25 protein-coding genes are annotated in these 22,221 nt (G+C 51.2%); 21 read left to right on the top strand and 4 right to left on the bottom strand.

Going from position 1 to position 22,221, the window contains the following annotated elements; all coding sequences use genetic code 11:
• The first annotated feature begins 29 nt into the window (after window positions 1-29).
• From NST99_RS23570 to NST99_RS23555, 4 genes are all read left to right on the top strand, one after another.
• The gene (locus NST99_RS23570) at window positions 30-1,037 is read left to right on the top strand and encodes a metal ABC transporter solute-binding protein, Zn/Mn family (RefSeq protein WP_341094805.1); all 1,008 of its coding nucleotides are present in this window, start codon (window positions 30-32) and stop codon (window positions 1,035-1,037) included.
• A gap of 34 nt (window positions 1,038-1,071) precedes the next feature.
• Window positions 1,072-1,821 (top strand): metal ABC transporter ATP-binding protein, encoded by a 750-nt coding sequence (locus tag NST99_RS23565; RefSeq protein WP_341094804.1) that lies wholly within the window; start codon window positions 1,072-1,074, stop codon window positions 1,819-1,821.
• A gap of 525 nt (window positions 1,822-2,346) precedes the next feature.
• On the top strand, window positions 2,347-3,150 hold the full coding sequence (locus NST99_RS23560; RefSeq protein WP_341094803.1) for a metal ABC transporter permease: 804 nt from the start codon (window positions 2,347-2,349) through the stop codon (window positions 3,148-3,150).
• 48 nt (window positions 3,151-3,198) lie between these two features.
• Window positions 3,199-3,912 (top strand): cytochrome c biogenesis CcdA family protein, encoded by a 714-nt coding sequence (locus NST99_RS23555; RefSeq protein ID WP_038594949.1) that lies wholly within the window; start codon window positions 3,199-3,201, stop codon window positions 3,910-3,912.
• Between the two features lies 1 nt (window position 3,913).
• On the opposite strand, the gene splB is transcribed toward NST99_RS23555, so the two are convergent.
• Entirely contained in the window at window positions 3,914-4,990 is a 1,077-nt protein-coding gene (splB, locus tag NST99_RS23550; RefSeq protein WP_341094802.1) for a spore photoproduct lyase, read from the bottom strand.
• A 191-nt stretch (window positions 4,991-5,181) separates the two neighbouring features.
• Here splB and mntR point away from each other — a divergent pair, with 191 nt between their 5' ends.
• The 3 genes from mntR to NST99_RS23535 all read left to right on the top strand — a co-directional run bounded on the left by mntR (window position 5,182) and on the right by NST99_RS23535 (window position 8,504).
• The gene (gene mntR / locus NST99_RS23545; RefSeq protein ID WP_038594947.1) at window positions 5,182-5,607 is read left to right on the top strand and encodes a transcriptional regulator MntR; all 426 of its coding nucleotides are present in this window, start codon (window positions 5,182-5,184) and stop codon (window positions 5,605-5,607) included.
• A gap of 178 nt (window positions 5,608-5,785) precedes the next feature.
• Window positions 5,786-7,462: a family 10 glycosylhydrolase gene (locus NST99_RS23540; protein WP_341094801.1), complete on the top strand. Its 1,677-nt coding sequence runs from the start codon at window positions 5,786-5,788 to the stop codon at window positions 7,460-7,462.
• Window positions 7,463-7,556: 94 nt separating this feature from the next.
• Window positions 7,557-8,504, top strand: coding sequence for a patatin-like phospholipase family protein (locus NST99_RS23535; protein ID WP_341094799.1), 948 nt, complete (start codon window positions 7,557-7,559; stop codon window positions 8,502-8,504).
• Between the two features lie 242 nt (window positions 8,505-8,746).
• On the opposite strand, the gene NST99_RS23530 is transcribed toward NST99_RS23535, so the two are convergent.
• On the bottom strand, window positions 8,747-9,082 hold the full coding sequence (locus tag NST99_RS23530; RefSeq protein ID WP_341094797.1) for a hypothetical protein: 336 nt from the start codon (window positions 9,080-9,082) through the stop codon (window positions 8,747-8,749).
• A 7-nt stretch (window positions 9,083-9,089) separates the two neighbouring features.
• Window positions 9,090-10,040 (bottom strand): DUF1385 domain-containing protein, encoded by a 951-nt coding sequence (locus tag NST99_RS23525; protein WP_445745042.1) that lies wholly within the window; start codon window positions 10,038-10,040, stop codon window positions 9,090-9,092.
• A gap of 207 nt (window positions 10,041-10,247) precedes the next feature.
• Here NST99_RS23525 and NST99_RS23520 point away from each other — a divergent pair, with 207 nt between their 5' ends.
• The 4 genes from NST99_RS23520 to NST99_RS23505 all read left to right on the top strand — a co-directional run bounded on the left by NST99_RS23520 (window position 10,248) and on the right by NST99_RS23505 (window position 13,973).
• Entirely contained in the window at window positions 10,248-10,739 is a 492-nt protein-coding gene (locus NST99_RS23520) for a YqhR family membrane protein (RefSeq protein WP_341094793.1), read from the top strand.
• A gap of 74 nt (window positions 10,740-10,813) precedes the next feature.
• Window positions 10,814-11,884 carry a M24 family metallopeptidase gene (locus NST99_RS23515; RefSeq protein ID WP_341094791.1) on the top strand — a complete coding sequence of 357 codons (1,071 nt, stop codon included), beginning with the start codon at window positions 10,814-10,816 and terminating at the stop codon, window positions 11,882-11,884.
• A gap of 45 nt (window positions 11,885-11,929) precedes the next feature.
• Complete coding sequence (gene efp, locus NST99_RS23510; RefSeq protein WP_076108880.1) at window positions 11,930-12,487, top strand: elongation factor P; 558 nt, start codon at window positions 11,930-11,932, stop codon at window positions 12,485-12,487.
• 232 nt (window positions 12,488-12,719) lie between these two features.
• Window positions 12,720-13,973: an aspartate kinase gene (locus NST99_RS23505; RefSeq protein ID WP_341094789.1), complete on the top strand. Its 1,254-nt coding sequence runs from the start codon at window positions 12,720-12,722 to the stop codon at window positions 13,971-13,973.
• Between the two features lie 75 nt (window positions 13,974-14,048).
• Here the strand turns inward: NST99_RS23505 and NST99_RS23500 are convergent, their stop codons facing one another.
• A complete protein-coding gene (locus tag NST99_RS23500; RefSeq protein ID WP_341094788.1) occupies window positions 14,049-14,915 on the bottom strand; it encodes a YitT family protein in 867 nt (288 codons plus the stop codon).
• A 339-nt stretch (window positions 14,916-15,254) separates the two neighbouring features.
• Between NST99_RS23500 and NST99_RS23495 the strand changes: the two genes are divergently transcribed.
• The 10 genes from NST99_RS23495 to accB all read left to right on the top strand — a co-directional run bounded on the left by NST99_RS23495 (window position 15,255) and on the right by accB (window position 22,198).
• Complete coding sequence (locus NST99_RS23495) at window positions 15,255-15,518, top strand: YqhV family protein (protein WP_445744984.1); 264 nt, start codon at window positions 15,255-15,257, stop codon at window positions 15,516-15,518.
• A gap of 83 nt (window positions 15,519-15,601) precedes the next feature.
• Complete coding sequence (spoIIIAA, locus tag NST99_RS23490; RefSeq protein ID WP_341097731.1) at window positions 15,602-16,603, top strand: stage III sporulation protein AA; 1,002 nt, start codon at window positions 15,602-15,604, stop codon at window positions 16,601-16,603.
• Window positions 16,596-17,114 carry a stage III sporulation protein SpoIIIAB gene (gene spoIIIAB / locus NST99_RS23485; RefSeq protein ID WP_341094786.1) on the top strand — a complete coding sequence of 173 codons (519 nt, stop codon included), beginning with the start codon at window positions 16,596-16,598 and terminating at the stop codon, window positions 17,112-17,114. Before spoIIIAA ends, spoIIIAB begins: the two co-directional genes overlap by 8 nt.
• Window positions 17,115-17,127: 13 nt before the next feature.
• Window positions 17,128-17,331 (top strand): stage III sporulation protein AC, encoded by a 204-nt coding sequence (spoIIIAC, locus tag NST99_RS23480; RefSeq protein WP_020426549.1) that lies wholly within the window; start codon window positions 17,128-17,130, stop codon window positions 17,329-17,331.
• An 8-nt stretch (window positions 17,332-17,339) separates the two neighbouring features.
• The gene (gene spoIIIAD, locus NST99_RS23475; RefSeq protein ID WP_038594936.1) at window positions 17,340-17,729 is read left to right on the top strand and encodes a stage III sporulation protein AD; all 390 of its coding nucleotides are present in this window, start codon (window positions 17,340-17,342) and stop codon (window positions 17,727-17,729) included.
• A 49-nt stretch (window positions 17,730-17,778) separates the two neighbouring features.
• Window positions 17,779-19,044, top strand: coding sequence for a stage III sporulation protein AE (spoIIIAE, locus tag NST99_RS23470; RefSeq protein WP_341094785.1), 1,266 nt, complete (start codon window positions 17,779-17,781; stop codon window positions 19,042-19,044).
• A gap of 96 nt (window positions 19,045-19,140) precedes the next feature.
• Window positions 19,141-19,908 carry a stage III sporulation protein AF gene (spoIIIAF, locus tag NST99_RS23465; RefSeq protein ID WP_341094783.1) on the top strand — a complete coding sequence of 256 codons (768 nt, stop codon included), beginning with the start codon at window positions 19,141-19,143 and terminating at the stop codon, window positions 19,906-19,908.
• 51 nt (window positions 19,909-19,959) lie between these two features.
• Window positions 19,960-20,604 carry a stage III sporulation protein AG gene (gene spoIIIAG / locus NST99_RS23460; protein WP_038594934.1) on the top strand — a complete coding sequence of 215 codons (645 nt, stop codon included), beginning with the start codon at window positions 19,960-19,962 and terminating at the stop codon, window positions 20,602-20,604.
• Window positions 20,605-20,640: 36 nt separating this feature from the next.
• Window positions 20,641-21,537: a SpoIIIAH-like family protein gene (locus NST99_RS23455; RefSeq protein ID WP_341094781.1), complete on the top strand. Its 897-nt coding sequence runs from the start codon at window positions 20,641-20,643 to the stop codon at window positions 21,535-21,537.
• Between the two features lie 151 nt (window positions 21,538-21,688).
• The gene (gene accB / locus NST99_RS23450) at window positions 21,689-22,198 is read left to right on the top strand and encodes an acetyl-CoA carboxylase biotin carboxyl carrier protein (RefSeq protein ID WP_341094780.1); all 510 of its coding nucleotides are present in this window, start codon (window positions 21,689-21,691) and stop codon (window positions 22,196-22,198) included.
• Window positions 22,199-22,221 lie beyond the last annotated feature (23 nt).

Raw genomic sequence — 22,221 nt, 5'->3', positions numbered from 1 at the left:
ATTTACGATTTAAGGAGTCGATAGCAATTATGTCTTTAACAAAACCACACAGAGGGCTGCTGCTGGTGCATGCTCTGCTGGTAATCCTAACGCTTGCGGCCTGCGGTCCCAAGAGCAGCGGGAGTATCGTTGAGGGTAAAGTGAATGTAGTCACTACTTTTTATCCTATATATGAATTTGCCAAAGAAATTGGCGGGGAAGATGCCAATGTCATTAATCTGCTTCCGGTCGGTGTGGAGCCTCATGATTGGACCCCGCGCAGCCAGGATATCATCAATACTTCCAAAGCCCAGCTGTTTCTGTACAATGGTGCCGGACTTGAAGGCTGGGTGCCGAACTTCCTTAAAAGCCTCAACAGCGACAGTAAAGCCAAGGCTGTTGAAGTCAGCAAAGGCGTCAATTATATTATGACGGATGAAGAAGACGGGCATGATCATGGAGGCGAGGAACATGCGCATGAAGGTGAGGGACATGCGGATGAAGAGCATTCCGAAGAAACAGGCACCGACAGCCTGCATACGGATCCCCATACCTGGGTAAGTCCAAAATCCGCGCTTGTGATGGCTGAGAACATTAAAGAGAGCCTCCAGTCCGTCGATCCTGAGCATAAATCTGGTTATGAGGAACGTTATAACAAACTTACAGAGCGCTTGCAGGCGCTGGATAGCAAGTTTACGACAGAGCTTGCCAAGCTGCCGAATAAAGAAATCGTCGTGTCCCACCAGGCGTTTGCTTATCTCGCGCGTGATTATGGTTTGAAACAACATGCCATCATGGGCTTGTCCCCGGATGCGGAACCACGCGGGCAGGATTTGCTGGATCTGGCGGCTTTGGTAAAAGAGGAAGGCATCCGTTATATCTTCTTCGAGGAACTGGTTTCTGACAAGCTGGCCAAAACCTTGGCTGGTGAAGCCGGTGTGGAGACGATGGTGCTAAATCCGGTTGAGGGACTTACCACCGAACAGGACAAGAATGGAGACAACTATTTCACATTAATGGAGAAAAATTTGCAAAATCTAATTCTGGCTTTACAATAGTAAGGAAAGTATAAGTGAAAGGCGGTACTTCACAATGCAATCGGTATCCTTGGACTGCCATCAGCATATGATCGAGATACAGGATCTTTCCTTCTCTTACGGAGAGCAGAAGGTGATTTCCAATCTGAATTACACCGTGAAGGAACGGGACTTCCTGGGAATTATCGGTTCCAACGGCGCCGGCAAAACAACCTTGCTGAAGATGATCGTCGGGCTCCTGCCCGCAACCAGCGGAGATATTAAATTATTTGGCCAGTCTGTCCGCAAGTTTAAGGATTGGGAGCGCATAGGCTATGTCCCGCAAAAAAATGCTTTCAACCCCTTGTTCCCGGCAACGGTCCGTGAAGTCGTGCTGTCCGGCTTGTACAACAATAAGAATCTGATCCGCAGAGTGTCCAAAGCGCAGCAGCGCCAGTGTGAGGACGCCCTTGAGGTAATGCGGATTCAGGATATTGCTGAGAAAAGAGTTGGTCAGCTGTCCGGCGGTCAACAGCAGCGTGTATTCCTGGCCCGTGCGCTGATCAATCATCCGGATTTGCTCATTTTGGACGAACCTACCGTGGGGATTGATGCCGAAACGCAAGCCGGGTTTTTCGACCTCATTCTGCATATGCATGCCCATCATCATATGACTTTCCTGATGGTGTCGCATGACATCGACATGATCAAAAATTATCTGGGGCAGGAGCCGGTTCAGAAAAACGGCAAAATCAATTTCTACTGCCGCCACTCTCATGACGTTCAGGATTGCGCCGTGGAGAACCTGCAGCATACACTTACCTGATCCGGGGCTGCACACAAATACACTTAATACTTCATACCAGTCGCTGACATACTAAATAGCTGCAGTAAATACAATATGCCGGATACCGTACCGTTAACCATCAGTCTGTTGCATCAGCAACTCAACCAGCAACTAAATGCAACAGAATTCCATATCAGCGCCAAAAGTGAGCAATCTATTGTATCATCTGCAGTAGGTTGCTCTTCTCCGCTGAAACAAGCAGGTTTACCGTTGGTCATCCATTGTACAATGATGACCAGGCTTTTGACCTTAGCCTTTATTCCGTACCCAGATCCCGCACCGGTAAAGCGTGTCCCGTAAGGGAGGAAAAGCGTTCATTCCTCCGCAATCACCAGATACCGCAATACACTTCTCCCACGCCAGCTGCACTTAAGCGGGTGTCCAGAGGGCAGAGCCCTTGGGGCCCTCCCTTGGAAGGGAGGGTTTGGGAGGGGTCGTAATTGTTTGAAATTTGGTTTGAAGCTTCTAAAAATAGATCTATCGAAATTCAGAGGAGAATATATCTTGGAAATTCTATTCAGTGACTTTTTTCAGCGGGCGCTTGCGGGCGGGCTGATGATCGGCATTACCGCGCCGCTTATAGGCGTTTTTCTTGTGCTCAGACGATTGTCGATGATCGGAGACACGTTGGCCCATGTGACCATCGCAGGTGTGGCGCTGGGCTTCCTGACCGGGTTTTATCCGCTGGGGGCAGGTCTGATTTTTGCGGTGGTGGCCTCCTTTGCCATCGAAAAGCTGCGCAAGGCGTACAAGAGCTACGCTGAGCTGTCCATCGCAATTATTATGTCAGGTGGGGTAGCGCTGGCTTCACTCTTTTTCACCTTAGGCAAAGGGTATAATGCGGATGTGATGAGCTATCTGTTCGGGAGTATCTATACGCTCAATAATACCGATCTGATTGTAGTGGGTATCGTGACGATTGCCGTAGTTGTAGTCGTGACGCTGTTTTTCAAGGAGTTTTTTCTGCTCAGCTTTGAGGAGGATGCGGCGAGTGTCAGCGGCCTGCCCGTGAAGCTGCTCAACATGCTCATTACGGTGCTTACGGCGCTTGTGATCAGTACGGCCATTAAGATTGTCGGTTCGCTGCTCGTGTCTGCGCTGCTGACGATTCCGGTGGCGATTAGTCTGCTGCTGTCACGCAGCTTTAAGTCTTCGGTTGTACTGTCGGTTATCATTGCCGAGATTGCTGTTGTGGGAGGTCTGGTAGTTGCGGGGGTCTGGAATCTGGCGCCTGGGGCAACAATCGTTCTACTGCTTATTGCCCTGCTGACCCTTACACTGATCGGCAAAAAAGGATTACCCTCTTAAGAATGTAACTAGCAAAGTGACCCTGAACCCGGAAGGAGAGCTGCCGCTTTGTCGAACCTGAATGCAGGAATTGCTTTTGCCGCTGGTGTGGCGTCGTTTATATCACCTTGCTGTCTGCCGCTTTATCCTTCGTACTTATCTTATATTACCGGGTTGTCCGTGCAGCAGCTAAAGAGTGGCAGTAACAGCAAAGAGGTACGTTTCCGCACCCTGTCGCATACGCTGGCTTTTATCCTGGGGTTTTCAGTAGTCTTTTATACGCTCGGCTTTGGGGCCGGGCTGTTCGGGCAATTTTTCAACGGGCAGCGTGATCTGATCCGCCAATTGTCGGCTATCCTAATCATTGTGATGGGACTGTTCCTGCTGGGGATTTTTCAGCCACAGTTTCTGCTGCGGGAACGCAAGCTTGATTTGAAATGGAAACCGGCGGGTTACGCCGGCTCCTTTATTTTTGGCATCGGCTTTTCCGCGGGCTGGTCACCTTGCATCGGGCCGATTCTGACGGCAATCATCGCGCTGTCTGCCAGTGATCCGGGAACTTGGTTTACGATGATTACCGCATACAGTATCGGCTTCGCCTTGCCGTTTTTCGCACTGGCCTTCTTCCTGGGCGGGGCGAGAAAAATCCTGAAATATTCCAATGTGCTGATGAAGATCGGTGGCGCACTAATGGTCTTAATGGGGGTTTTGCTGTTTACAGATCAAATGTTCCGGATAACGATCTGGCTGCAGGGAGTCACGCCGGACTGGCTGATCTTCTAGCTTAGGTAAAATAATCAATTCCCGCTTCCGGGAAATGTTCAAAAATCCGCTCTGTGATGAACTCCCGCAGGGCGGTTTGTTGTTCATCGGGGTACACATATTTATTTTGGCCCCAGCGGCCCCATTTCTTTTTGCGCTTTTCGATATCCATCTCCAGCTTTGATTTGGGGTAACGTTTCTCGATCACGGTTTTGGCCGTTTTGGTGAAACGGTGCTGAATCATCTCAAAAGTCAATCCTTTGCCCACATCCGGCGGAAGGGTTTTGGCCAGTTTCTCCAGCAGTTCCGCATAGCCTTCTTCCCAGCCGTCATGCCAGATAATCGGTGCGATGATAAAGCCCAGCGGATATCCGGCCCGGGCTACTTTTCCCGCAGCCTCAATCCGCTCCTCAAACCGCGAAGTAGCCGGCTCGAAGTTCTTGATGACATAGTCGGCATTCACACTGAAACGGATTCGTGTATGGCCGTTATGCTTCAGTTGAAGCAGCGGCTCAACATGCTGGTATTTGGTTACAAAACGCAGCCGCCCGAGCGGCTCTGCGGCCATGAAGTTGATCAGCTCCGTCAGGGAGCCGGTAATATGCTCCAACCCGAGCGGATCGGAAGTACAGGCGGCTTCAAAGGTAGTGATTTCCGGAGCGCGCTCTTGGAGATATTTTTTAGCGGCTTCGATGACGTCCCCGGTATTCACATAGACACGGATATAGGGCTTGGCCCCCAGCGTGGTTTGCAAATAACAATAATGGCAATGTCCCATACAGCCGGTGGCAATCGGAATCGCATAATCCGCAGACGGCTTGGACTGGTCAAAGGTTAACGTTTTGCGCAGGCCGACCACCAGTGTTCTTTTGGCGATTTTGTATTGCTCAACCTCGGTTTCGCCGGGCAGGTTCGTAATACGGTTATGCGAGGTCGTCATGCGGTAGGGGATGTTCTGGGCTTTGACCCATTCCATAATCTGTACTCCTTTGGGATAATTAAGCGAATCCGGCTCGAAAAAAACCAGCTCTGGAATGAAAAGACCGGTCGGCTTTTTCTGTCTTTTGGCCGAGGGACGTTCGGGCGTTACTACAGTCATGGGTTCACGCTCCTTAGGGATGAGGATATCGTTATTGTGCCGGTTAAGGGCGGAATAAAATCATGGTAAACATCGCTATGCAGGGCAACAAGGGGCCGGAGGACTTGCCAAAGAGCGGCAGAAACATGTATCATTGTTAGAGCAAGGTTGGCCCCCGCGCCACGCTCATTATAGAAAAGAGGTAAACTTGAATGCCAACACCCAGCATGGAGGATTATTTGGAGCGCATATACAAGCTCATCGACGAGAAAGGATATGCGCGGGTTTCGGATATTGCCGAGGGACTGGAAGTACACCCCTCCTCTGTAACCAAGATGATCCAAAAACTGGATAAGGACGACTATCTCATCTATGAGAAATATCGTGGGCTTGTCCTAACGAGCAAAGGTAAAAAAGTAGGAAAACGTCTCGTTGACCGTCATCAGCTGCTGGAGGAGTTTCTTGGCCTGATCGGAGTACAGCAGGAGCATATTTATAAGGATGTGGAAGGCATCGAACATCATTTGAGCTGGGATTCTATCACGCGGATTGAAACGCTGGTGGAATATTTCCGGCGCGATGAAGCACGTCTCCAGACCTTATACGATATTCACCATGAGCTGGTCAGCGATTCTTAAACGAAGCAGATTTTTCTTGCTTTGCGCAACTTTTCCAGTTTTTTTACGTCAAAACGGGTAACGTTCTTTTTTTCTATGACCCCGTTTCCAAAGCAAACGGCCGTCTCCCTTATTTAAGGACGAGAGGGCCGTTTCTTTTTGTTTATACACATTTCAGAATGTAAACCTGGGAGGAATTATGAATTACCGTAAATGGATTGTAGGATTGCTGGTTTTTGTCTTGTGCCTGTCTGTAGGGTTACCCGGTGTCCGTGCGGCAGCGGTGCCGATTACGATTGAGCTGGATGGGGAAACATTGAGCAGTGATGTGCCGCCGTACATTACCGCTTCCAATGTAACGCTAGTGCCTGTGGCTGTAGTCAGCAGGGGACTTGGCGCGATAGTGGATTGGAACCAGAGCAGCAAGACGGCCACGATCAGCAAAGGGAACACCGTGCTGAAGCTGACCAGCGGCAGCACAACGGCCCTCGTGGACGGAGCTTCTATCAGCCTTGAAACATCGGTTCAGAGCCGGCAGGGCCGGGTGATGGTGCCGCTTCGTTTTGTAGGCGAACAGCTTGGGCTACAGGTGGCCTGGAATAAGGCAGCAAATAATATCGCCCTGTACTCGAATACCGAAATTATCAGTCCTGGGACCCCTTCGGTTCCAACTACACCGGCAACGCCTGAGGTGCCAACACCTACCGTGCCAACGCCAACGGTGCCGAAGCCAACCGTTCCTGAAATCCCGTCCATTCCGGGAGCAAAAACAGGCAAGGCGATGAAAGGTGCCTGGATCTCCACCGTATTTAATCTGGATTGGCCGTCGACTTCTTCGGCGAACAATGCCGACAAACAGAAGAAAGAGTTCAGCACGATGCTGGACAAGCTGCAGGCCACTGGCTATAACGCCGTATTTGTCCAGGTCAGACCGTCAGGGGACAGCCTGTATCCTTCGGTGCTTGTTCCCTGGTCCAAGGTGTTAACGGGAACGCAGGGGAAAAATCCCGGTTATGATCCGCTGGAGTACATGGTTAGCAGTACACATGAACGCGGCATGGAGTTTCATGCCTGGTTCAACCCGTTCCGTGCAACCACGGATGCCAGCACTTCAAGCCTTGCCAGCAATCATGTAGCCAAGGCCCATCCGGAATGGATCGTAAATGCAGAGAACAAGCTGTACATTAATCCGGGGATTCCCGAGGCGCGCCAGCATATTATCGACACGGTGATGGAGGTTGTCAAAGGCTACGACATTGATGGTGTGCATTTGGATGACTACTTTTATCCCTCCGGCTCTTTCGCCGATGACGCGGCGTTCAATACATATAACGCCAAGGCTATCTCTAGTAAAGGGGATTGGCGGCGGGACAACATCAATGAATTTATTCGCCAGCTTGGCCGGGAGATTCACAGCGCGAAATCTGATGTTTCTTACGGTGTAAGCCCGTTTGGCGTATGGCGCAACAAGAAGGCCGACAGTACCGGATCGGACACAACGGCAGGCGTATCGGCCTATGATAACATGTATGCAGATACCCGGACATGGATCAAAAATGGCTGGATCGATTATATTGCACCGCAGATTTACTGGAGTTTATCCTTCTCCGCAGCCCGCTATGACAAGCTGGTAGACTGGTGGGTAAATGAAGTTAAGGGTACCGGAGTGAAGCTGTACATTGGCCAGGCAGCTTATAAGGTTGGAGCAAGTGATCAGAAGGCCGAATGGCAGAGCGGAGAGCAAATCATCAACCAGCTCAAATATAACGAACAGTACGATGAGGTTGCCGGAAGCATTATGTTCCGTGCGAATGATATAGTTGTGCGTGATCCGTTCGGACTCTCCAGCTTATTGACGTTCTATTTCAAATCCTGATGAATTACCGGCAATTGCAATCATAAGAAGTCATGAAACTTCCCCCGTGCTCATAGATAAGCAATAGGATCTATGGAACGGGGGTAAACTCTGTATGGAGATTAATGCTGTGTTTGAAGGCGGTGGGGTAAAGGGAATATCGCTCGCAGGAGCGGTAGAGGCGACGGAACATGCGGGCCGCACCTTCCGTAAAGTAGCCGGAACCTCCTCGGGTTCCATTATCGCCTCGATGCTGGCTGCAGGTTATAACGGTGAAGCCATGAGCCGGATTATAAAAGGAACTTCTTTTTCTTCTTTTTTGAAACGGGGAGCGTTGTACAATACAGCTTACATAGGTCCTGCACTGCGGGTGATGATTAAAAAAGGCCTGTACTCGGGAGAGGCGCTGGAATCCTGGATCCGCGGCATTTTGCGGGAGAAAGGCATTGTCACCTTCAGCGATTTACCGCGCGGGAAGCTGTCCATCATTACTTCAGATATCTCGAACGGACGAATTGTTGTCCTTCCGGACGGACTGGAGGAATACGGCATAACCCCAGGCGGGTTTGAAGTCGCCAAGGCAGTCCGCATGAGCTGCAGCATTCCTTATTTTTTCGACCCGGTTATGCTGCGTTTAAGCGGGCAGGCTGCCCGGGGGAAGTCATTCACTGAACAATTCGTTTATTTCGTCGACGGAGGACTGCTCAGCAATTTTCCGTTATGGCTGTTCGATGAGAAACAAGCAGGTTTTATAAGTCCGGGGCACAACATCCCTACAGTCGGCTATCAGCTGATCGGGAGGACGGATCCCCAGCCTCACCGGATCACCGGTCCCTTTAGTATGCTGCAGGCACTGGTAGGGACCATGCTGTCGGCCCATGATGAACGTTATATCGAAACAGAGAAACTTGTGCGGACGGTCAAAATTCCGACACTGGGGATTTCTACAACCAGTTTTCATATTTCCCCGGTGCAGGGTGATGATCTGTACGCGGCGGGATATAAGGCGGGGGAGGAGTTCTTCAAAAACTGGAGGCCGCCCGTTCACAAGCTCACCCAGTGAGTCTCAATAGGGAACCCTCTCTCCCCGAGCCCCCATCTTCCCACCCCAGCAACTATATTAAAAAAGGCATCCCACACGTCAGTTATGCAACGTGGAGATGCCTTTTTGAAAAGATAAGAATTTATATGTTTCACGCTATAAATTATCCTTCTATTTCTCGCTGAAACGGATACCGTCCTTTTGAGGACGGCAAAGCCGTTTCCACTTGTGCTTACAGTTTTTGCTTGAGCAGCAAGAACCTGTTAATGATACTTTGGAAGCTGATCGTCGCTTTTACCCTTACTGCCCTCGATAACCTGGAACGGATAGCTTTTGCGTTTACCGGGTGCGGTTTGGGCTTTGCGTACCCCGGCCACTTTAGACATGGTTTTCTGTGAAGGCTTTACTTTTGTGCGCGGTCTGCCGGGAGTCCGTGTTTTTCCAGCCGGTGTCATCTTGTACCCGTAATAGAGCAGACCGAGTAATACCAAAGGAAAAAGGAATACCGACAACGTTCCGAAAACATCACTCAACATTCCTGTAACGAGACCCAGTACCGCAAGCGATACCGAAATCCAAAAAATTATAGCATGCCTCATAGGCCACTCATCCTTTCGCAGGATCCAATATGCCGCCTGACACTCTCACTTCTGTATATTCCCCTGCTTCAATTGCGGCATCAAGCTCCCGCATCCGGTTGAACGAGGCGATGGAGACTTCCACCATATCATCCTTTGGTTCCTTAGTGGTGAGCAGCTGCAGCCACAGCCCAGGATAACCTAAATACTTGAGACCCGGAATGTCCCGTACAGCGTTGGTGCCCTTCAGCACTTCAAACGATACGCCAATGACGACAGGAAGGAGAATAATCCGCTGCAGTACGCGCTGGGTAAGGTTATCCCAAGGGACAACGGAGTAAATGATTACACCCAGCACAATGGTCAGCATCATAAAGCTGCTTCCACAACGGTAATGCAGGCGGCTGTACTTCTGTACATTCTGAACAGTCAATTCCTCACCGGCTTCAAAGGCACTGATGACCTTATGCTCGGCTCCGTGATACTGGAACAACCGCTTGACCACCGGGGTCTGCGAGATTGCCCATAAATAAACGAGCAGAAGAACCAGCTTGATCGCACCTTCTACGAGGTTGTGCAGAACATAGTTATCAAATGCATTGCCGAATAAAAAATCTTCAACGAATACCGGCACCAGCGTAAATATTACCTTGCCGAAGAGAAAGGAGAGAATACCCATAACCGCCACGCCAAAAATCATGCCGAGGCTCCAGCCCTCATCCTTCTTCTTTTCTTTTTCTTTCTGCTGCTTGGCAAGCTCTTCCGGCTCTGTTTCATCCTCGGCATACGATTCCGCTGAGTAATTCAGATGTTTGGAGCCTTTGGCGCTGGAATCTATAATACTGACAATGCCGCGAAGCAGCGGAATCTTGCGCAGTTTAACGACCCAGCTCTTATCGCTTCTCGGCACCTCCAAAAATGTGATTTCCTGATTTTTCCTTCTTACGGCTGTTACGTTGATATGCTTGCCGCCGAACATGACGCCTTCAATAACGGCTTGGCCGCCGTAACTTGGAGTTTCTTGGGACAACCAATTCACCTTCCCATGTATTAATATGATTTATATAATACATTGTAACTAATTTATGCCCACATTGCTAGTTGGATTGCCTTTTCCTGTGCATACTAGCATTTAGAGAGCGGAGGGGCCGAAAAGCAATCCATATATTGAAAGTGAGGCAGTAAGATGAATAATGCAGGAAAGCAAAAATCGCAACATACGAACCCTTTTTATTTTGCCGTTGAACTGGGCTTTTTTGCCGGAATAATCTGGGGAGGGATCCGCTGGCTGATGTATGCCTTTCATTTTACCAAGGTTCTTCCGGGTTTTTTGGCCGAGCCTTTCTTTAAACATGAATTTCTGATGACAGCAGCCGGACATTTGGCCGGATACCTGTCTTTTATCGTGTTCTCGGTAGCAGCATCACTCTTTTATGTGCTGATCTTCCGCAAGCTGAAGGGCCCCTGGCCGGGGATGATTTACGGTGTTCTGTGCTGGTCCGCAATCTTTCTTGCCGGGTCGTGGCAATTTCTCATGCAGCCTCCGTTCAGGCTTCCGTGGAACTCTGTAATCAGTGAATTTTGTATCTTTTTACTCTGGGGTTTGTTCATCGGCTATACTGCGGCGATCGAGTATACGGATGAGCGGAAACGTGAGCAGCAGACAAGCCTGGCTTAATGGCCCGAAAAAACTTCTCAAGGGCATGACCCTATGTTAAAATACAATGTGGCTATTTCGAGAGGAGAATGAAAATGGGCAACGAGCGCGTCTCCAAGCTGCGTACGGTTTTGCAGGAACAAGGATTGGATGCGATGTTAATAACCAGCGGCATCAACCGCCGTTATTTGAGCGGATTTACCGGCTCTTCCGGTTATGTACTGGTGACCGGTGATGACAGTTATCTGCTGACCGACTTTAGGTACATGACACAGGCTGCAGAGCAGGTGAACGGACTTAAAGTGGTTCAGCATGGTGCGAAATTCATTGACACTGTACGCGAGCTGCTGCCGCAGGGCGGTAATGTCCGTGTCGGCTTTGAACAGGATGATGTAACCTTCAGTGCTTACACCGCATATGCTGCGGCTCTGCAGCCGGCGGCACTGGTTCCAGTCTCCAAAGCAGTTGAGAACCTGCGCATGTTCAAGGACAAGGAGGAGCTGGCCGTCATGCAGCGGGCAGCGGATCTGGCAGATGCAACATTCAGCCATATTCTGAATGTGATCAAGCCCGGCATGACCGAGCGTGATGTAGATCTGGAAATGGAATTCTACATGCGTACCCATGGGGCTACTTCTTCATCGTTTGACACCATTGTGGCTTCCGGTGAACGTTCGGCAATGCCTCATGGTGTGGCAAGCAGCAAGGTCATCCAGAACAACGAATTCGTAACCTTCGATTTCGGTGCGCTGCTGGACGGCTACTGCTCGGACGTAACCCGCACCATTGCGCTGGGAACTCCGGATCCCAAGCTGAAAGAAATCTATGATATTGTACTTGAAGCGCAGCTGCACACGCTGGCTAACATCAAGCCGGGTATGACCGGACGGGAGTGCGACGCTTTGGCGCGTGACATTATCACCCGTTATGGTTATGGGGAATATTTCGGCCACAGCACAGGCCATGGCCTTGGCATGGAAGTCCATGAATGGCCGCGGTTGTCCAAGCTTGCTGATGAAATTATGCAGCCGGGTATGGTAGTAACCGTGGAGCCGGGCATTTATTTGGAAGGCCTCGGCGGTGTGCGCATTGAGGACGACATCGTGATTACAGACAGCGGTATTTCGCTTCTCACACATTCGTCCAAAGATTATACGGTATTGTAAGGATCGCTTGAACAGGTAAATTATTGATTCCAGGAGGGATTTTTTGTGATTTCAGTTAACGATTTCAAAACAGGCTTGACCGTAGAGGTAGAAGGCGACATCTTTACTGTACTTGATTTCCAGCACGTTAAACCAGGTAAAGGTGCGGCATTTGTCCGCTCCAAACTGAAGAATTTGCGCAACGGCAACACAGTAGAACGTACATTCCGTGCAGGTGAAACTATTGGCCGTGCGATCATCGAGAACCGTGGTGTGCAATATCTGTATGCCAGCGGTGCAGACCATGTATTTATGGATAACGAAACTTATGATCAATTCGAATTGTCTGCTAAGCAATTGGAATGGGAGCTTAATTTCCTTAAAGAAAACATGACGGTGAACATCGTCAGCTACCAGGGCGAAATTCTCGGAATCAACCTGCCTACCAGCGTTGAGCTGAAGGTTGTAGAAACAGAGCCGGGCATCAAGGGCAACACGGCTCAGGGCGCTACTAAATTTGCTAAGGTAGAAACCGGATTGAACGTTCAGGTTCCTCTTTTCATTAATGAAAACGATGTTCTTCTGATTGATACCCGCGAAGGTAAATACATCTCCCGCGCGTAAGATTTGCCCTGCCTTAACTTACATTTATACCAACCGGCCTCCCTTGCATCCTGCGGGGGAGGCTTTTGGCTATCCGGGTAAAGGCAGCTGGTAAATCACGGAAAGAAACGGAAATTGGACGCTTTTTTTGTGAAACCATTAACGCATGATATGGTTTTCGTATTATACTGGTTTAAAGCGGGAAATCAAATATAAGCTACTACATAGAGCGAAATAGGGAGTGAATGGGACTTTGTCACTTTATGTCATGAAATTCGGAGGCAGCTCCGTCGGCGATATTGAACGCATGCAGCGTGTCGCCAAACGCATCGCAGACAAGCAGGATGAAGGGCACCGCTGTGTTGTGGTTGTATCCGCCATGGGGGACACCACGGATGATCTAATTGATCAGGCGAAGCAGCTGAACGCTCAGCCGCCCGCACGTGAAATGGATATGCTGATGACGACGGGGGAACAAATCTCTGTTGCGCTTCTTTCCATCGCATTGCACGGAATCGGACGCAGTGCCGTATCGTATACAGGCTGGCAGGCCGGCTTCGTCACCGATGAGACTCACGGCCGGGCACGGATCAATGAAATTGATCCACAGCGCGTACTGGAGTCACTGGAGCGCGAGCAGATCGTCATTGTAGCCGGATTCCAGGGGATGACCCAGAGCGGCGAAATTACCACGCTGGGCCGCGGAGGTTCGGATACGACAGCCGTAGCACTGGCAGCCGCCATCAAAGCGGATGTATGCGAAATTTACACGGATGTGGATGGCATCTACTCCACAGATCCGCGTATCGTGAAGAGAGCGCGCAAGCTGAAGGAAATCTCTTATGATGAGATGCTGGAGCTGGCCAACCTGGGAGCGGCAGTACTACATCCGCGCGCCGTGGAATATGCCAAACGATATCAAGTGAAGCTGGTCGTCAGATCGAGCTTTAATCATAATGAAGGTACTGTGGTGAAGGAGGAAGCGAGCATGGAGCAGGGAGTAGTAGTTAGTGGAATTGCCTATGACAAGAACGTGGCCCGGATCAGTATTCTGGGAGTGCCTGATTTTCCCGGCGTATTGGCCCAAGTGTTCGGCAAGCTGGCCGAAGAAGGCGTTGACGTAGATATTATCGTACAGAGCGGCGTGCAGAATGAGAAAGCGGATTTCTCCTTTACGGTGGCGCTTAGCGAGCTATCACGGGCCAAGGAAGTGATCGAGGGGCTGCACAGCGCACTGCCCTACCGTGAAGTCACTTCAGAGGATAATCTCGTCAAAGTATCGATCGTAGGCGCAGGCATGGTCAGCCATCCGGGTGTGGCCGCGCAAATGTTTGAGGTCATTTCCCAAAAGGGCGTAAGCATTAAGATGGTCAGCACCTCCGAGATCAAGGTATCTTGCGTGATTGAATCCGGCAATCTGCAGCAGATCATTCAGGCGCTTCATACCGCCTACAATCTGGATACAGAGGAGCAAGCCTTCGTCGGCGGTCCGCAGGACCGCCGCTAAATAACAAAAAAAGTCCTATTCCCGCTATAAAAGTGGAGAATAGGACTTTTTGTTATGTGCAGCTTTCCGCTGCTGTTATCCGAGACGCCGGAACCGGCCGACAATCTCTACGGTCTCCAGGACGTTGACGAAGGACTTTGGATCGGTTTCCAGAATCGTTTTTCTCAGTTCGGCAAGCTCATATCGGGTCGTTACAGTCATCAGCATTGTATTGCCTTCATGGCTGTAGCCGCCTTCCGCATTGACGACAGTAACGCCGTGAGGCAGGAGCTTGAGGCGGGTCAGCATTTTTTCCCGCTCTTTCGTGACGATGAAGCAGGTCAGCTTAATGTGGCGGCTGTGGATCATATCGACTACACGGCTCTTGACGAAAATACAAAGCATAGCGTAAAGGGCAGAATCCCAGCTTTTGAAGAAGCCGAGGCTAAGGATGACCAGACCATCCATTACAAAGAGAACGGTCCCCATTGGAATATCGTGTTTGCGCGTAATAATAGAACCAAGTATATCAAAACCCCCGGAAGAACCCCCTGCACGAAGCGAGAAGCCTACCCCGCCCGCAATAATTACCCCTCCGAAGATACTGGCAAGGATCGGGTCCTTGGTCAGTTTCACCAGGGGGATGACGGTCAGAAACCAGGTAGTGGCCAGTACCGAAAGCATGCTTAAGCAGATATACTTCTTCCCTACGACAATGAAGCCCCAGATCAGGATTGGAAGATTGATACCAAAATAGAACAGTGAAATGTACTTCGGATTCGTTAAATAACCAAGGATGGATGCCGTCCCTGCTACCCCGCCACTGAGCAGCTGATGAGGAATAAGGAACAGCCGGAGTCCGCTCGCCACCAGAAAGGCCGAGAAAATAATGATGGCCACATCCCTCACCTGTTTGGCTACTGTGTTTGAAACAAGCGGCACTACGAAATTACGAACTTGCATAACATAAATCCCCTCTTTTTCCGATGTCTTTATCCAACTATGAAAGTGTAACAAGAAGCTTGAAGCGATAAGTCCGGTTGTAGTTTATCCCACAGGCAGCCCTTATATTTTCCAGCTCCTCTTTTTTAGTACTGCAAAAATTATTTTATCATACTGATGATATTTTTTTATAGAGGGATTCACTATGATTTCTTTCACATCTTCCAATTGAAAACCGCCCATTTCTTATTGTCTAAAGTAGGCAAGTCCAGCATATCCATGGATAACAGCAGTTTTCCCGCGGGTAAAGTCTGGCAGGTTGCATTTCAATTTCCAAATGTAAAAAAGGAGTTGAACAGATTGGACAAGTATGTGAGCTGGATGGCGGCGCTTCGGCTGCTCTCAGGCAGTGTGGAAATAACGGCTGCGCTGATCATGCTGCGGCTGAATCAGGTGGACAAGGCACTGGCGGTCAATTCCGGGCTGGCTCTGGTCGGACCTACGATACTGGTCTTAACGACCGCGGTTGGCCTCACAGGGATGGCGCAGGAGCTGTCCTGGGGCAAGCTGGGCTGGATTGGCTGCGGGGTAGCCTTTCTCTTAATCGGGATTCTGAAAAAATGATAGATGATAGTCATAAAGCACAGGTACAAGCATAAATATGGAATAAAGCTATTAAAGTAGAGGACAACTTGGGGGTACTCTGTATGGCTAACGACTGGCTTTTATTGTTTCCCGAAAAAGTAAGGGCGCTGCTGAGAGGACTTCCTGTTCATTTGCTGGACAAGGTGGAGGAAATCCGGGTCCGCGAAGGGCGTCCGCTGGAGATCAACTATTCCGGCAAATATCATTTCCTCACCGGCGACGGCAGTCTGACCCAAAGACCCGAAGAAGCGTACAAGCCAAGCCGAGAGGACACTCACCGGCTGCTTGACCTGATCAGCAATCATTCGCTCTATACGATGGAAGAAGAACTGCGCAAGGGCTTTATCACCATCCCCGGCGGACATCGCATTGGACTTTCCGGCCGGACCGTCTTAAGCGGCGGCGGTGTGGAGCACTTGCGGGACATCACCGGCTTCAATGTCCGGATTGCCCGTGAGCTGCCCGGCATTGCCGACGGAATTCTGCCCTACCTGCTGGAAAGGGGGAGGCAGCGGGTCATGCACACGCTGATCCTCTCGCCGCCGCAGCATGGCAAGACTACACTGCTGCGCGATCTCGCCAGGCAGATCTCGACGGGGAGCCCAAGAGGGCGGGAGGGCAACCGGCCGGGACTGAAAGTTGGCATCGTCGACGAACGTTCGGAAATCGCCGGCAGCCGCCGCGGCATCCCGGCCTTTGACGTGGGTCCGCGTACGGACATCCTCGACGGCTGTCCCAAGGCGGAAGGCATGATGATGATGATCCGCTCCCTGTCGCCCGATGTGCTGGTCGCCGATGAAATTGGCCGTCCTGAGGATGCCGAAGCCGTCACCGAAGCGCTGCACGCCGGTATCTCGGTAGTGGCTTCGGCCCATGGCAAGGAAGTGTCCGAGCTGGCCCGGCGGCCCGGCCTTGGCGGACTGCTGGAACATCATATGTTCGAGCGTTATGTCATCCTGCACCGGACGGACGCCGGGCTGTCGTTCCGCATCCTGGACGGGCAGAAACGCGGGCTGCTGCTGGTCTCGCCTGAAGAGCGGCTGGGCGGTGACCGCCATGCTTAAGCTGTTCGGAGCCGTGCTGATCGTGCTGGCCGGTACGCTGGCCGGGTTCAAGCGGGCTGCGCAGTATGCTGACAGGCCCCGGCACATCAGAGGCCTTATCGCAGCGCTGCAGCGGCTGGAGACCGAGATTCTGTACGGCTTCACCCCGCTCCCGGAAGCGCTGCGCCGGATTGGGCTGCAGTCCAAGGATCCGCTGAAGGCGTTTTTTATGAGAGCGGCTGAAGAGATGAGCCCGCCACATGACCGCAGCGCCGAGGAAGCTATCCAGCGGGCGATGGATGCCCACTTCAAAACCGCCTCCCTGAAGGGAACGGAGCAGGAGATCCTCCGGCAGCTGAGCTGCACGCTCGGCACCAGCGACAGGTCGAATCAAAGCACGCATATCGCGCTGGCTTTGCAGCAATTGAAGCAGGAGGAGACAGTGGCCAGAGAAGATCAGGGCAAATATGAAAAAATGAGCAAAAGCCTGGGTCTGCTGCTTGGAGCATTGATCGTCATTTTGATCTTTTAGCGAGGTGCCAGGAATGAATATTGAAGTCAACGCGATCTTTCAGATTGCCGGCATCGGCATCATCATCGCCATGATTCACACGGTGCTCAAACAGATGGGTAAAGAGGACATCGCCCATTGGGTGACGATAGTCGGTTTCATCATTGTGCTGTTTATGGTGATCCGCATGCTGGACGGACTGCTCCAGGAAATTAAAACGATTTTTCTTTTTCAATAGGCAGCCTTATGGAAATCATTCAAGTGGTAGGAATAGGGCTCCTGTCAACGGTTCTGATCCTTGTTCTGAAGGAACAAAAGCCCATGTTCGCCTTTCTGCTGACGACTGCGGCAGGCATTCTGATTTTCCTGTTCCTGATCGGCAAGATCGGCACGATTCTGGGCACGCTCGAGCGGGTGGCGGAGTCCTCCGGGATGGAAATGATCTATCTCAAAACCGTATTCAAAATCATCGGAATTTCCTATATCGCGGAGTTCGGAGCACAGATTGTGCGTGATGCCGGACAGGAATCCATCGCCTCCAAAATCGAGCTGACCGGCAAGGTGCTGATCATGGTGCTTGCCGTACCGATCATCAGCATTATTATCGAAACGGTGATGAAGCTCCTGCCCGCCTGATCCGTGACACGTAGTAAAAAGAAGCCAGAGAAAGGCGGGAGGAAAGGATATGCGTCAACGCAGTATTTTTCGTCCGCCAAAACTAAAAATGCTGCTGCTACTCCTGTTCTGCCTGCTGTTTCTGTGGTGTGCGGATACCGCCAAGGCTACAGCCGCTGCGCCAACCACTGCTCCAACTGCCTCACCAACGTCTCCACCCACCCAGGGAGGAACTTCCTCTCCAGTGGATCAGTGGGTGAAGGGGCAAATGCAAAGTCTGCCGACAGACAAGGTGGAGTCGTACTGGGACCAGCTGATGAAGGATTACGGAGGATTTTTTCCGGACGGGAAGACTCCTTCGCTGATGGATATGCTGCTGCCGGGGGAGAAGGGACTCAGCTTCAAAAGCGTGCTGACCGGACTGACCTCCTACATGTGGCACGAGGTGCTATACAACGGCAAGCTACTGGTGACGATCGTTATGGTCAGTGTGCTCAGCATGATTCTGGAGACGCTGCAGACCGCTTTTGAACGGAAATCAGTCAGTAAAATCGCCTATATGCTCTGTTACATGGTTGTGCTGGTCATCGCAGTCAACAGCTTCAATATCGCAATCGGTTATGCCAAGGATGCCATCGACCGGATGATCGATTTCATGATGGCGATGATCCCGCTGCTCTTCGCGCTTTTGGCTTCGATGGGCAACATCGTTACGGTGTCGGTTACCCATCCGCTGATTGTTTTTATGATCCATGCGGTGGGCACGCTCATCCACACCGTCGTGTTCCCGCTGCTGTTCTTCTCGGCGGTGCTGCATCTGGTGAGCGCAATGTCCGAGAAATACAAGCTGACCCAGCTGGCCAATCTGCTGCGCAACATCGGAGCGGGAATGCTCGGCGTACTGCTGACCGTGTTCCTGGGCGTCATATCTGTCAGAGGGATTACCAGCTCGGTTACGGACGGAGTGACCATCCGTGCCGCCAAATATATTACGGGGAATTTCGTGCCGGTAATCGGCAAAATGTTCGCGGACGCCACCGATACGGTGATCTCGGCCTCACTGCTGGTGAAGAATGCCATCGGGTTGTCGGGCGTCATTATCATCCTCTTCCTTTGTGCTTTTCCGGCGATCAAAATCCTGGTTCTCGCGCTGATCTACAATGTGGCCGCAGCAGTCATGCAGCCGCTGGGCGAGACACCGATTGTAACCTGCCTGCAGACGATCGGCAAAAGCATGATTTATGTATTCGCGGCGCTGGCCGCCGTATCACTGATGTTCTTCCTGGCCGTCACGATCATGCTGACAGCCGGCAATGTCACCGTCATGATGAGGTGAACAGGGAACAGCTTCAAAGCGGTTTTTTCTCCAAAGTAAGTATTATCGAAGCGAGTACTGCGATGCAGTCCTAACAAAACTTGTAGGAGGTAGACAATGACCTGGTTGGGCGGATGGCTGCGGGAGCTCATTCTGGTGGTGCTGATGGCCGCCTTCGTGGAAATGCTGCTTCCGAGCAAGTCGATGGAGCGTTATGCCAGGCTGGTGCTCAGTCTGCTGGTCCTGCTTACTATGCTGAGCCCGATTGTCTCTTTTCTGAAAGGAGATGCTGCAGCAGAGCTGAGTGTGGCGATGGTGCAGCAGGAGAAACACGGCGGTCTTTTGTCCGGTGCAGGTGACGGAGCAGACTCGCTGGAGAAAATCCTGGCGGACGGGCGGATGCTGGCTGCAGGAGCGAAGGAACAAAGTCTGAAGCTGGCCGCCGAAGAGGTGGCTGGGCAGATGAGAGACCAGATTGCCGGCAGCACAGGGGTAGGCGGGGCAAAAGTCACCGTAACACTGGAGATGGGCAAGGCTCCGGGGGAGGGCGGCGGTGAAGAGGTTCCGTTAATCTCTTCGGTGACCGTCTCCTTGCCGGCAGCGGCCGGGGCAGTGGAGGCTGGGGGTACAGGTGCGGAATTAAACAATGGCGCAGACACAGCAGAGCCGATCATCATCCAGCCTGTGGAACCTGTGCAGGTTAGCCTGGGCGGTGAAGAGGGAGAGGCGGCTGAGGTTGGAACAGAAGCCGGGACATCGGTTGAAGACAGCTCCAGTGCAACTACCGATGAGGAATTGATCATCAAGCTGCTGGAGCAGAACTGGAATTTAGAACGCGGTGCAATTCATATTCAAGGCGGTAAAAACGGCGCCGAGAAATTATAGATATAGCTCTACCAATACGGCATACGCCGGTAACCGGAGGAGGGATAAGAAGTGGGCAATTGGCTGAAGAAACTGGAGCAATGGGCAGGGGGCGGGTCCGGCAGTCCGAAAAGGAGTCATACCTTCCGTTGGCTGATTATTTTGGGACTGCTGGGTGCGGCAATCATGCTGTTCAACTCCTTCGTGAACGTGAAAAAGCTGGACAGCGAGAACACTGGAAGAGAACCGCCGGTAAGCGAGAGTTCGCAGGCAACGCTGCAGCAAGGGGAATTGAGCACTCCCAATTCATTTGATGGCATTGAGCTGGCAATGGAGAACCGCACGAAAGAAATTCTGGAGAAAATCGTTGGTGTAGGCACGGTCGATATTATGGTCACTGTGGATTCTACTGAAGAAATTGTCGTGGTCCGGGATATGAACGATTCCCAGCAGCAGAGTGAAGAGACCGATGCCAACGGAGGCAAACGGCACACTACCCAATACACACGGGATGGCGAGATCGTCACCTACAGCCAATCGGGCGACGAAACCCCGATTATAACCAAGCGGATAAAACCCCAGGTGCGCGGCGTTCTCGTCGTTGCCAAGGGAGCGGAGAACAAAGTCGTCCGGGGATTGATTGAAGAGGCTGTCGAGAAGGGTCTGAACGTGCCTAGCTACCGCATATCCGTAGTGCCGCGCAAGCAGGAGCAGTGATTGATTACATGTACAAACTTTGAGGAGGAATAAAAAATGAAGGGCAAAAGACAAACGATTTGGTTGGTATCCATGCTCAGCTTAATGGTTGTGCTATCCGCATACTATTTATTCACAGAGGACTCCGGGGCCTCGGTCCCCCAGGAAACAGCGGGAAGTATTCAAGTGGATAACCTCAAGGAAACTGGCGCGAATTCAACAGTACTGGATAACGGCTTGGTCATTAATGAAGTGGACACAAAGGACGCACTTACTGCTGATGCCGGAACAACGGGTACTGCGGACGACAACACTGCCGTCGCTGCTGATGACAGCACCAATGACAGCACTGTCGCCGCGAAAGGTGACAACGATGATGCCGCAGTAAAAGATGACAGCACCCTGCCGGCGAATGCCAAAGGTGAAGACGCCGATAAGACAGCGGCCGCAAAGGACGACAAATCAAGCGATTCAAAAACCGCAGCTGCAGATACCTCCGCAGCAGCCGATAAAGATACTACAGCAGCTTCCACAGAGAAAACTCCAGCCAAGGGCGACGATGAAATTCTGGATGAGGTAGCCTCCCAGAGTGTTTCTGCAAGCAGCCTGTTCAACAACTACCTCTATGAACGCGAGCAGCAGAATCTGAAGAATTACAACGATTTGCTGGCCCTGATCAATGACATGGACAAAACCCCTGCCGAAAATGCAGTTGCCCATGAACAGCTGAACAAGCTTGAAGAAAAAGAAACCAAAATCACCGGAATTGAAGAGCAACTGCAGAAAAAATATGGTGAAGCCATTGTCAAAGAAGAATCCGGAGATGCTTACACCGTGGTGGTGCTGAGCGAGAAGCTGGATGTGAAGCAAGCAGTTGGAATCGTGGATCTTGTGATGAAGGAACTAAGCGTTTCCCAGGACAAGATCAGAGTCCAATATGTCAGCGAGCAATAATCAGCCTGTCGAAAACTAAAGAAAATGCCGAAAGAGCCCGGGTGCGCCCCGGGCTCTTTCCATTTCTATCGTTTGTGATATAATACATAAAGTTATCTTGACCGTATCAGAAGAGTGGCTTCGAGAGAAAGCTGAAGGAGTGAACTATTAAATGTTCAAGTTAAGCGAAATTAAGGAATTGATTAAATTGTTGGACCAAACCTCCTCCGTACACGAGCTGGAGATTGAAAGCGAAGGAATGAAGCTGGCTATTCGAAAACCGGATCGCCCTGAAGCTGATGGAACAGCAATACAGGCGACTCCTTATGGCTATCCCTTTACGCCGGCACCGCAGCCGCAAAGTCCGCAGCAAGTTGCACCTACGGCCGTTTATGAGATCCCTGCTGCACAGCAGCCGCCATCTTCACCCGCTGAAGGCGCATTACATAAAATTGTCTCACCGATGGTAGGGACTTTCTATAGTGCTGCTTCACCGGAAACCCCGTCTTTTGTTAATGTCGGCGACCGGGTCAGCGAGAAATCAACGGTTTGCATTATTGAAGCGATGAAGCTGATGAATGAGCTGGAGGCTGAAGTGCGCGGAGAGATCGTTTCCGTCCTTGCCGAGAATGGCCAGCTTGTGGAATACGGCCAGCCGCTGTTTCTGGTGAAACCGGAATAAAGCACGCAGAACTTGAGGAGCTT

This window comes from Paenibacillus sp. FSL L8-0470 (genome assembly GCF_038008625.1).
Classification (GTDB): domain Bacteria; phylum Bacillota; class Bacilli; order Paenibacillales; family Paenibacillaceae; genus Paenibacillus_AQ.
The sequence above is the reverse complement of the archived record's forward strand: the minus strand, read 5'-3'. Positions and strand labels throughout refer to the sequence as shown.

Excerpts from the sequence above, each read along its gene's own strand:
- NST99_RS23570 (WP_341094805.1), top strand. The coding sequence starts at position 30 with ATGTCTTTAACAAAACCACACAGAGGGCTGCTGCTGGTGCATGCTCTG.
- NST99_RS23565 (WP_341094804.1), top strand. The coding sequence starts at position 1,072 with ATGCAATCGGTATCCTTGGACTGCCATCAGCATATGATCGAGATACAG.
- splB (WP_341094802.1), bottom strand. The coding sequence starts at position 4,990 with ATGACTGTAGTAACGCCCGAACGTCCCTCGGCCAAAAGACAGAAAAAG.
- mntR (WP_038594947.1), top strand. The coding sequence starts at position 5,182 with ATGCCAACACCCAGCATGGAGGATTATTTGGAGCGCATATACAAGCTC.
- NST99_RS23540 (WP_341094801.1), top strand. The coding sequence starts at position 5,786 with ATGAATTACCGTAAATGGATTGTAGGATTGCTGGTTTTTGTCTTGTGC.
- NST99_RS23535 (WP_341094799.1), top strand. The coding sequence starts at position 7,557 with ATGGAGATTAATGCTGTGTTTGAAGGCGGTGGGGTAAAGGGAATATCG.
- NST99_RS23530 (WP_341094797.1), bottom strand. The coding sequence starts at position 9,082 with ATGAGGCATGCTATAATTTTTTGGATTTCGGTATCGCTTGCGGTACTG.
- NST99_RS23525 (WP_445745042.1), bottom strand. The coding sequence starts at position 10,040 with ATGTTCGGCGGCAAGCATATCAACGTAACAGCCGTAAGAAGGAAAAAT.
- NST99_RS23520 (WP_341094793.1), top strand. The coding sequence starts at position 10,248 with ATGAATAATGCAGGAAAGCAAAAATCGCAACATACGAACCCTTTTTAT.
- NST99_RS23515 (WP_341094791.1), top strand. The coding sequence starts at position 10,814 with ATGGGCAACGAGCGCGTCTCCAAGCTGCGTACGGTTTTGCAGGAACAA.
- NST99_RS23500 (WP_341094788.1), bottom strand. The coding sequence starts at position 14,915 with ATGCAAGTTCGTAATTTCGTAGTGCCGCTTGTTTCAAACACAGTAGCC.
- spoIIIAA (WP_341097731.1), top strand. The coding sequence starts at position 15,602 with ATGGCTAACGACTGGCTTTTATTGTTTCCCGAAAAAGTAAGGGCGCTG.
- spoIIIAB (WP_341094786.1), top strand. The coding sequence starts at position 16,596 with ATGCTTAAGCTGTTCGGAGCCGTGCTGATCGTGCTGGCCGGTACGCTG.
- spoIIIAC (WP_020426549.1), top strand. The coding sequence starts at position 17,128 with ATGAATATTGAAGTCAACGCGATCTTTCAGATTGCCGGCATCGGCATC.
- spoIIIAD (WP_038594936.1), top strand. The coding sequence starts at position 17,340 with ATGGAAATCATTCAAGTGGTAGGAATAGGGCTCCTGTCAACGGTTCTG.
- spoIIIAE (WP_341094785.1), top strand. The coding sequence starts at position 17,779 with ATGCGTCAACGCAGTATTTTTCGTCCGCCAAAACTAAAAATGCTGCTG.
- spoIIIAF (WP_341094783.1), top strand. The coding sequence starts at position 19,141 with ATGACCTGGTTGGGCGGATGGCTGCGGGAGCTCATTCTGGTGGTGCTG.
- NST99_RS23455 (WP_341094781.1), top strand. The coding sequence starts at position 20,641 with ATGAAGGGCAAAAGACAAACGATTTGGTTGGTATCCATGCTCAGCTTA.
- accB (WP_341094780.1), top strand. The coding sequence starts at position 21,689 with ATGTTCAAGTTAAGCGAAATTAAGGAATTGATTAAATTGTTGGACCAA.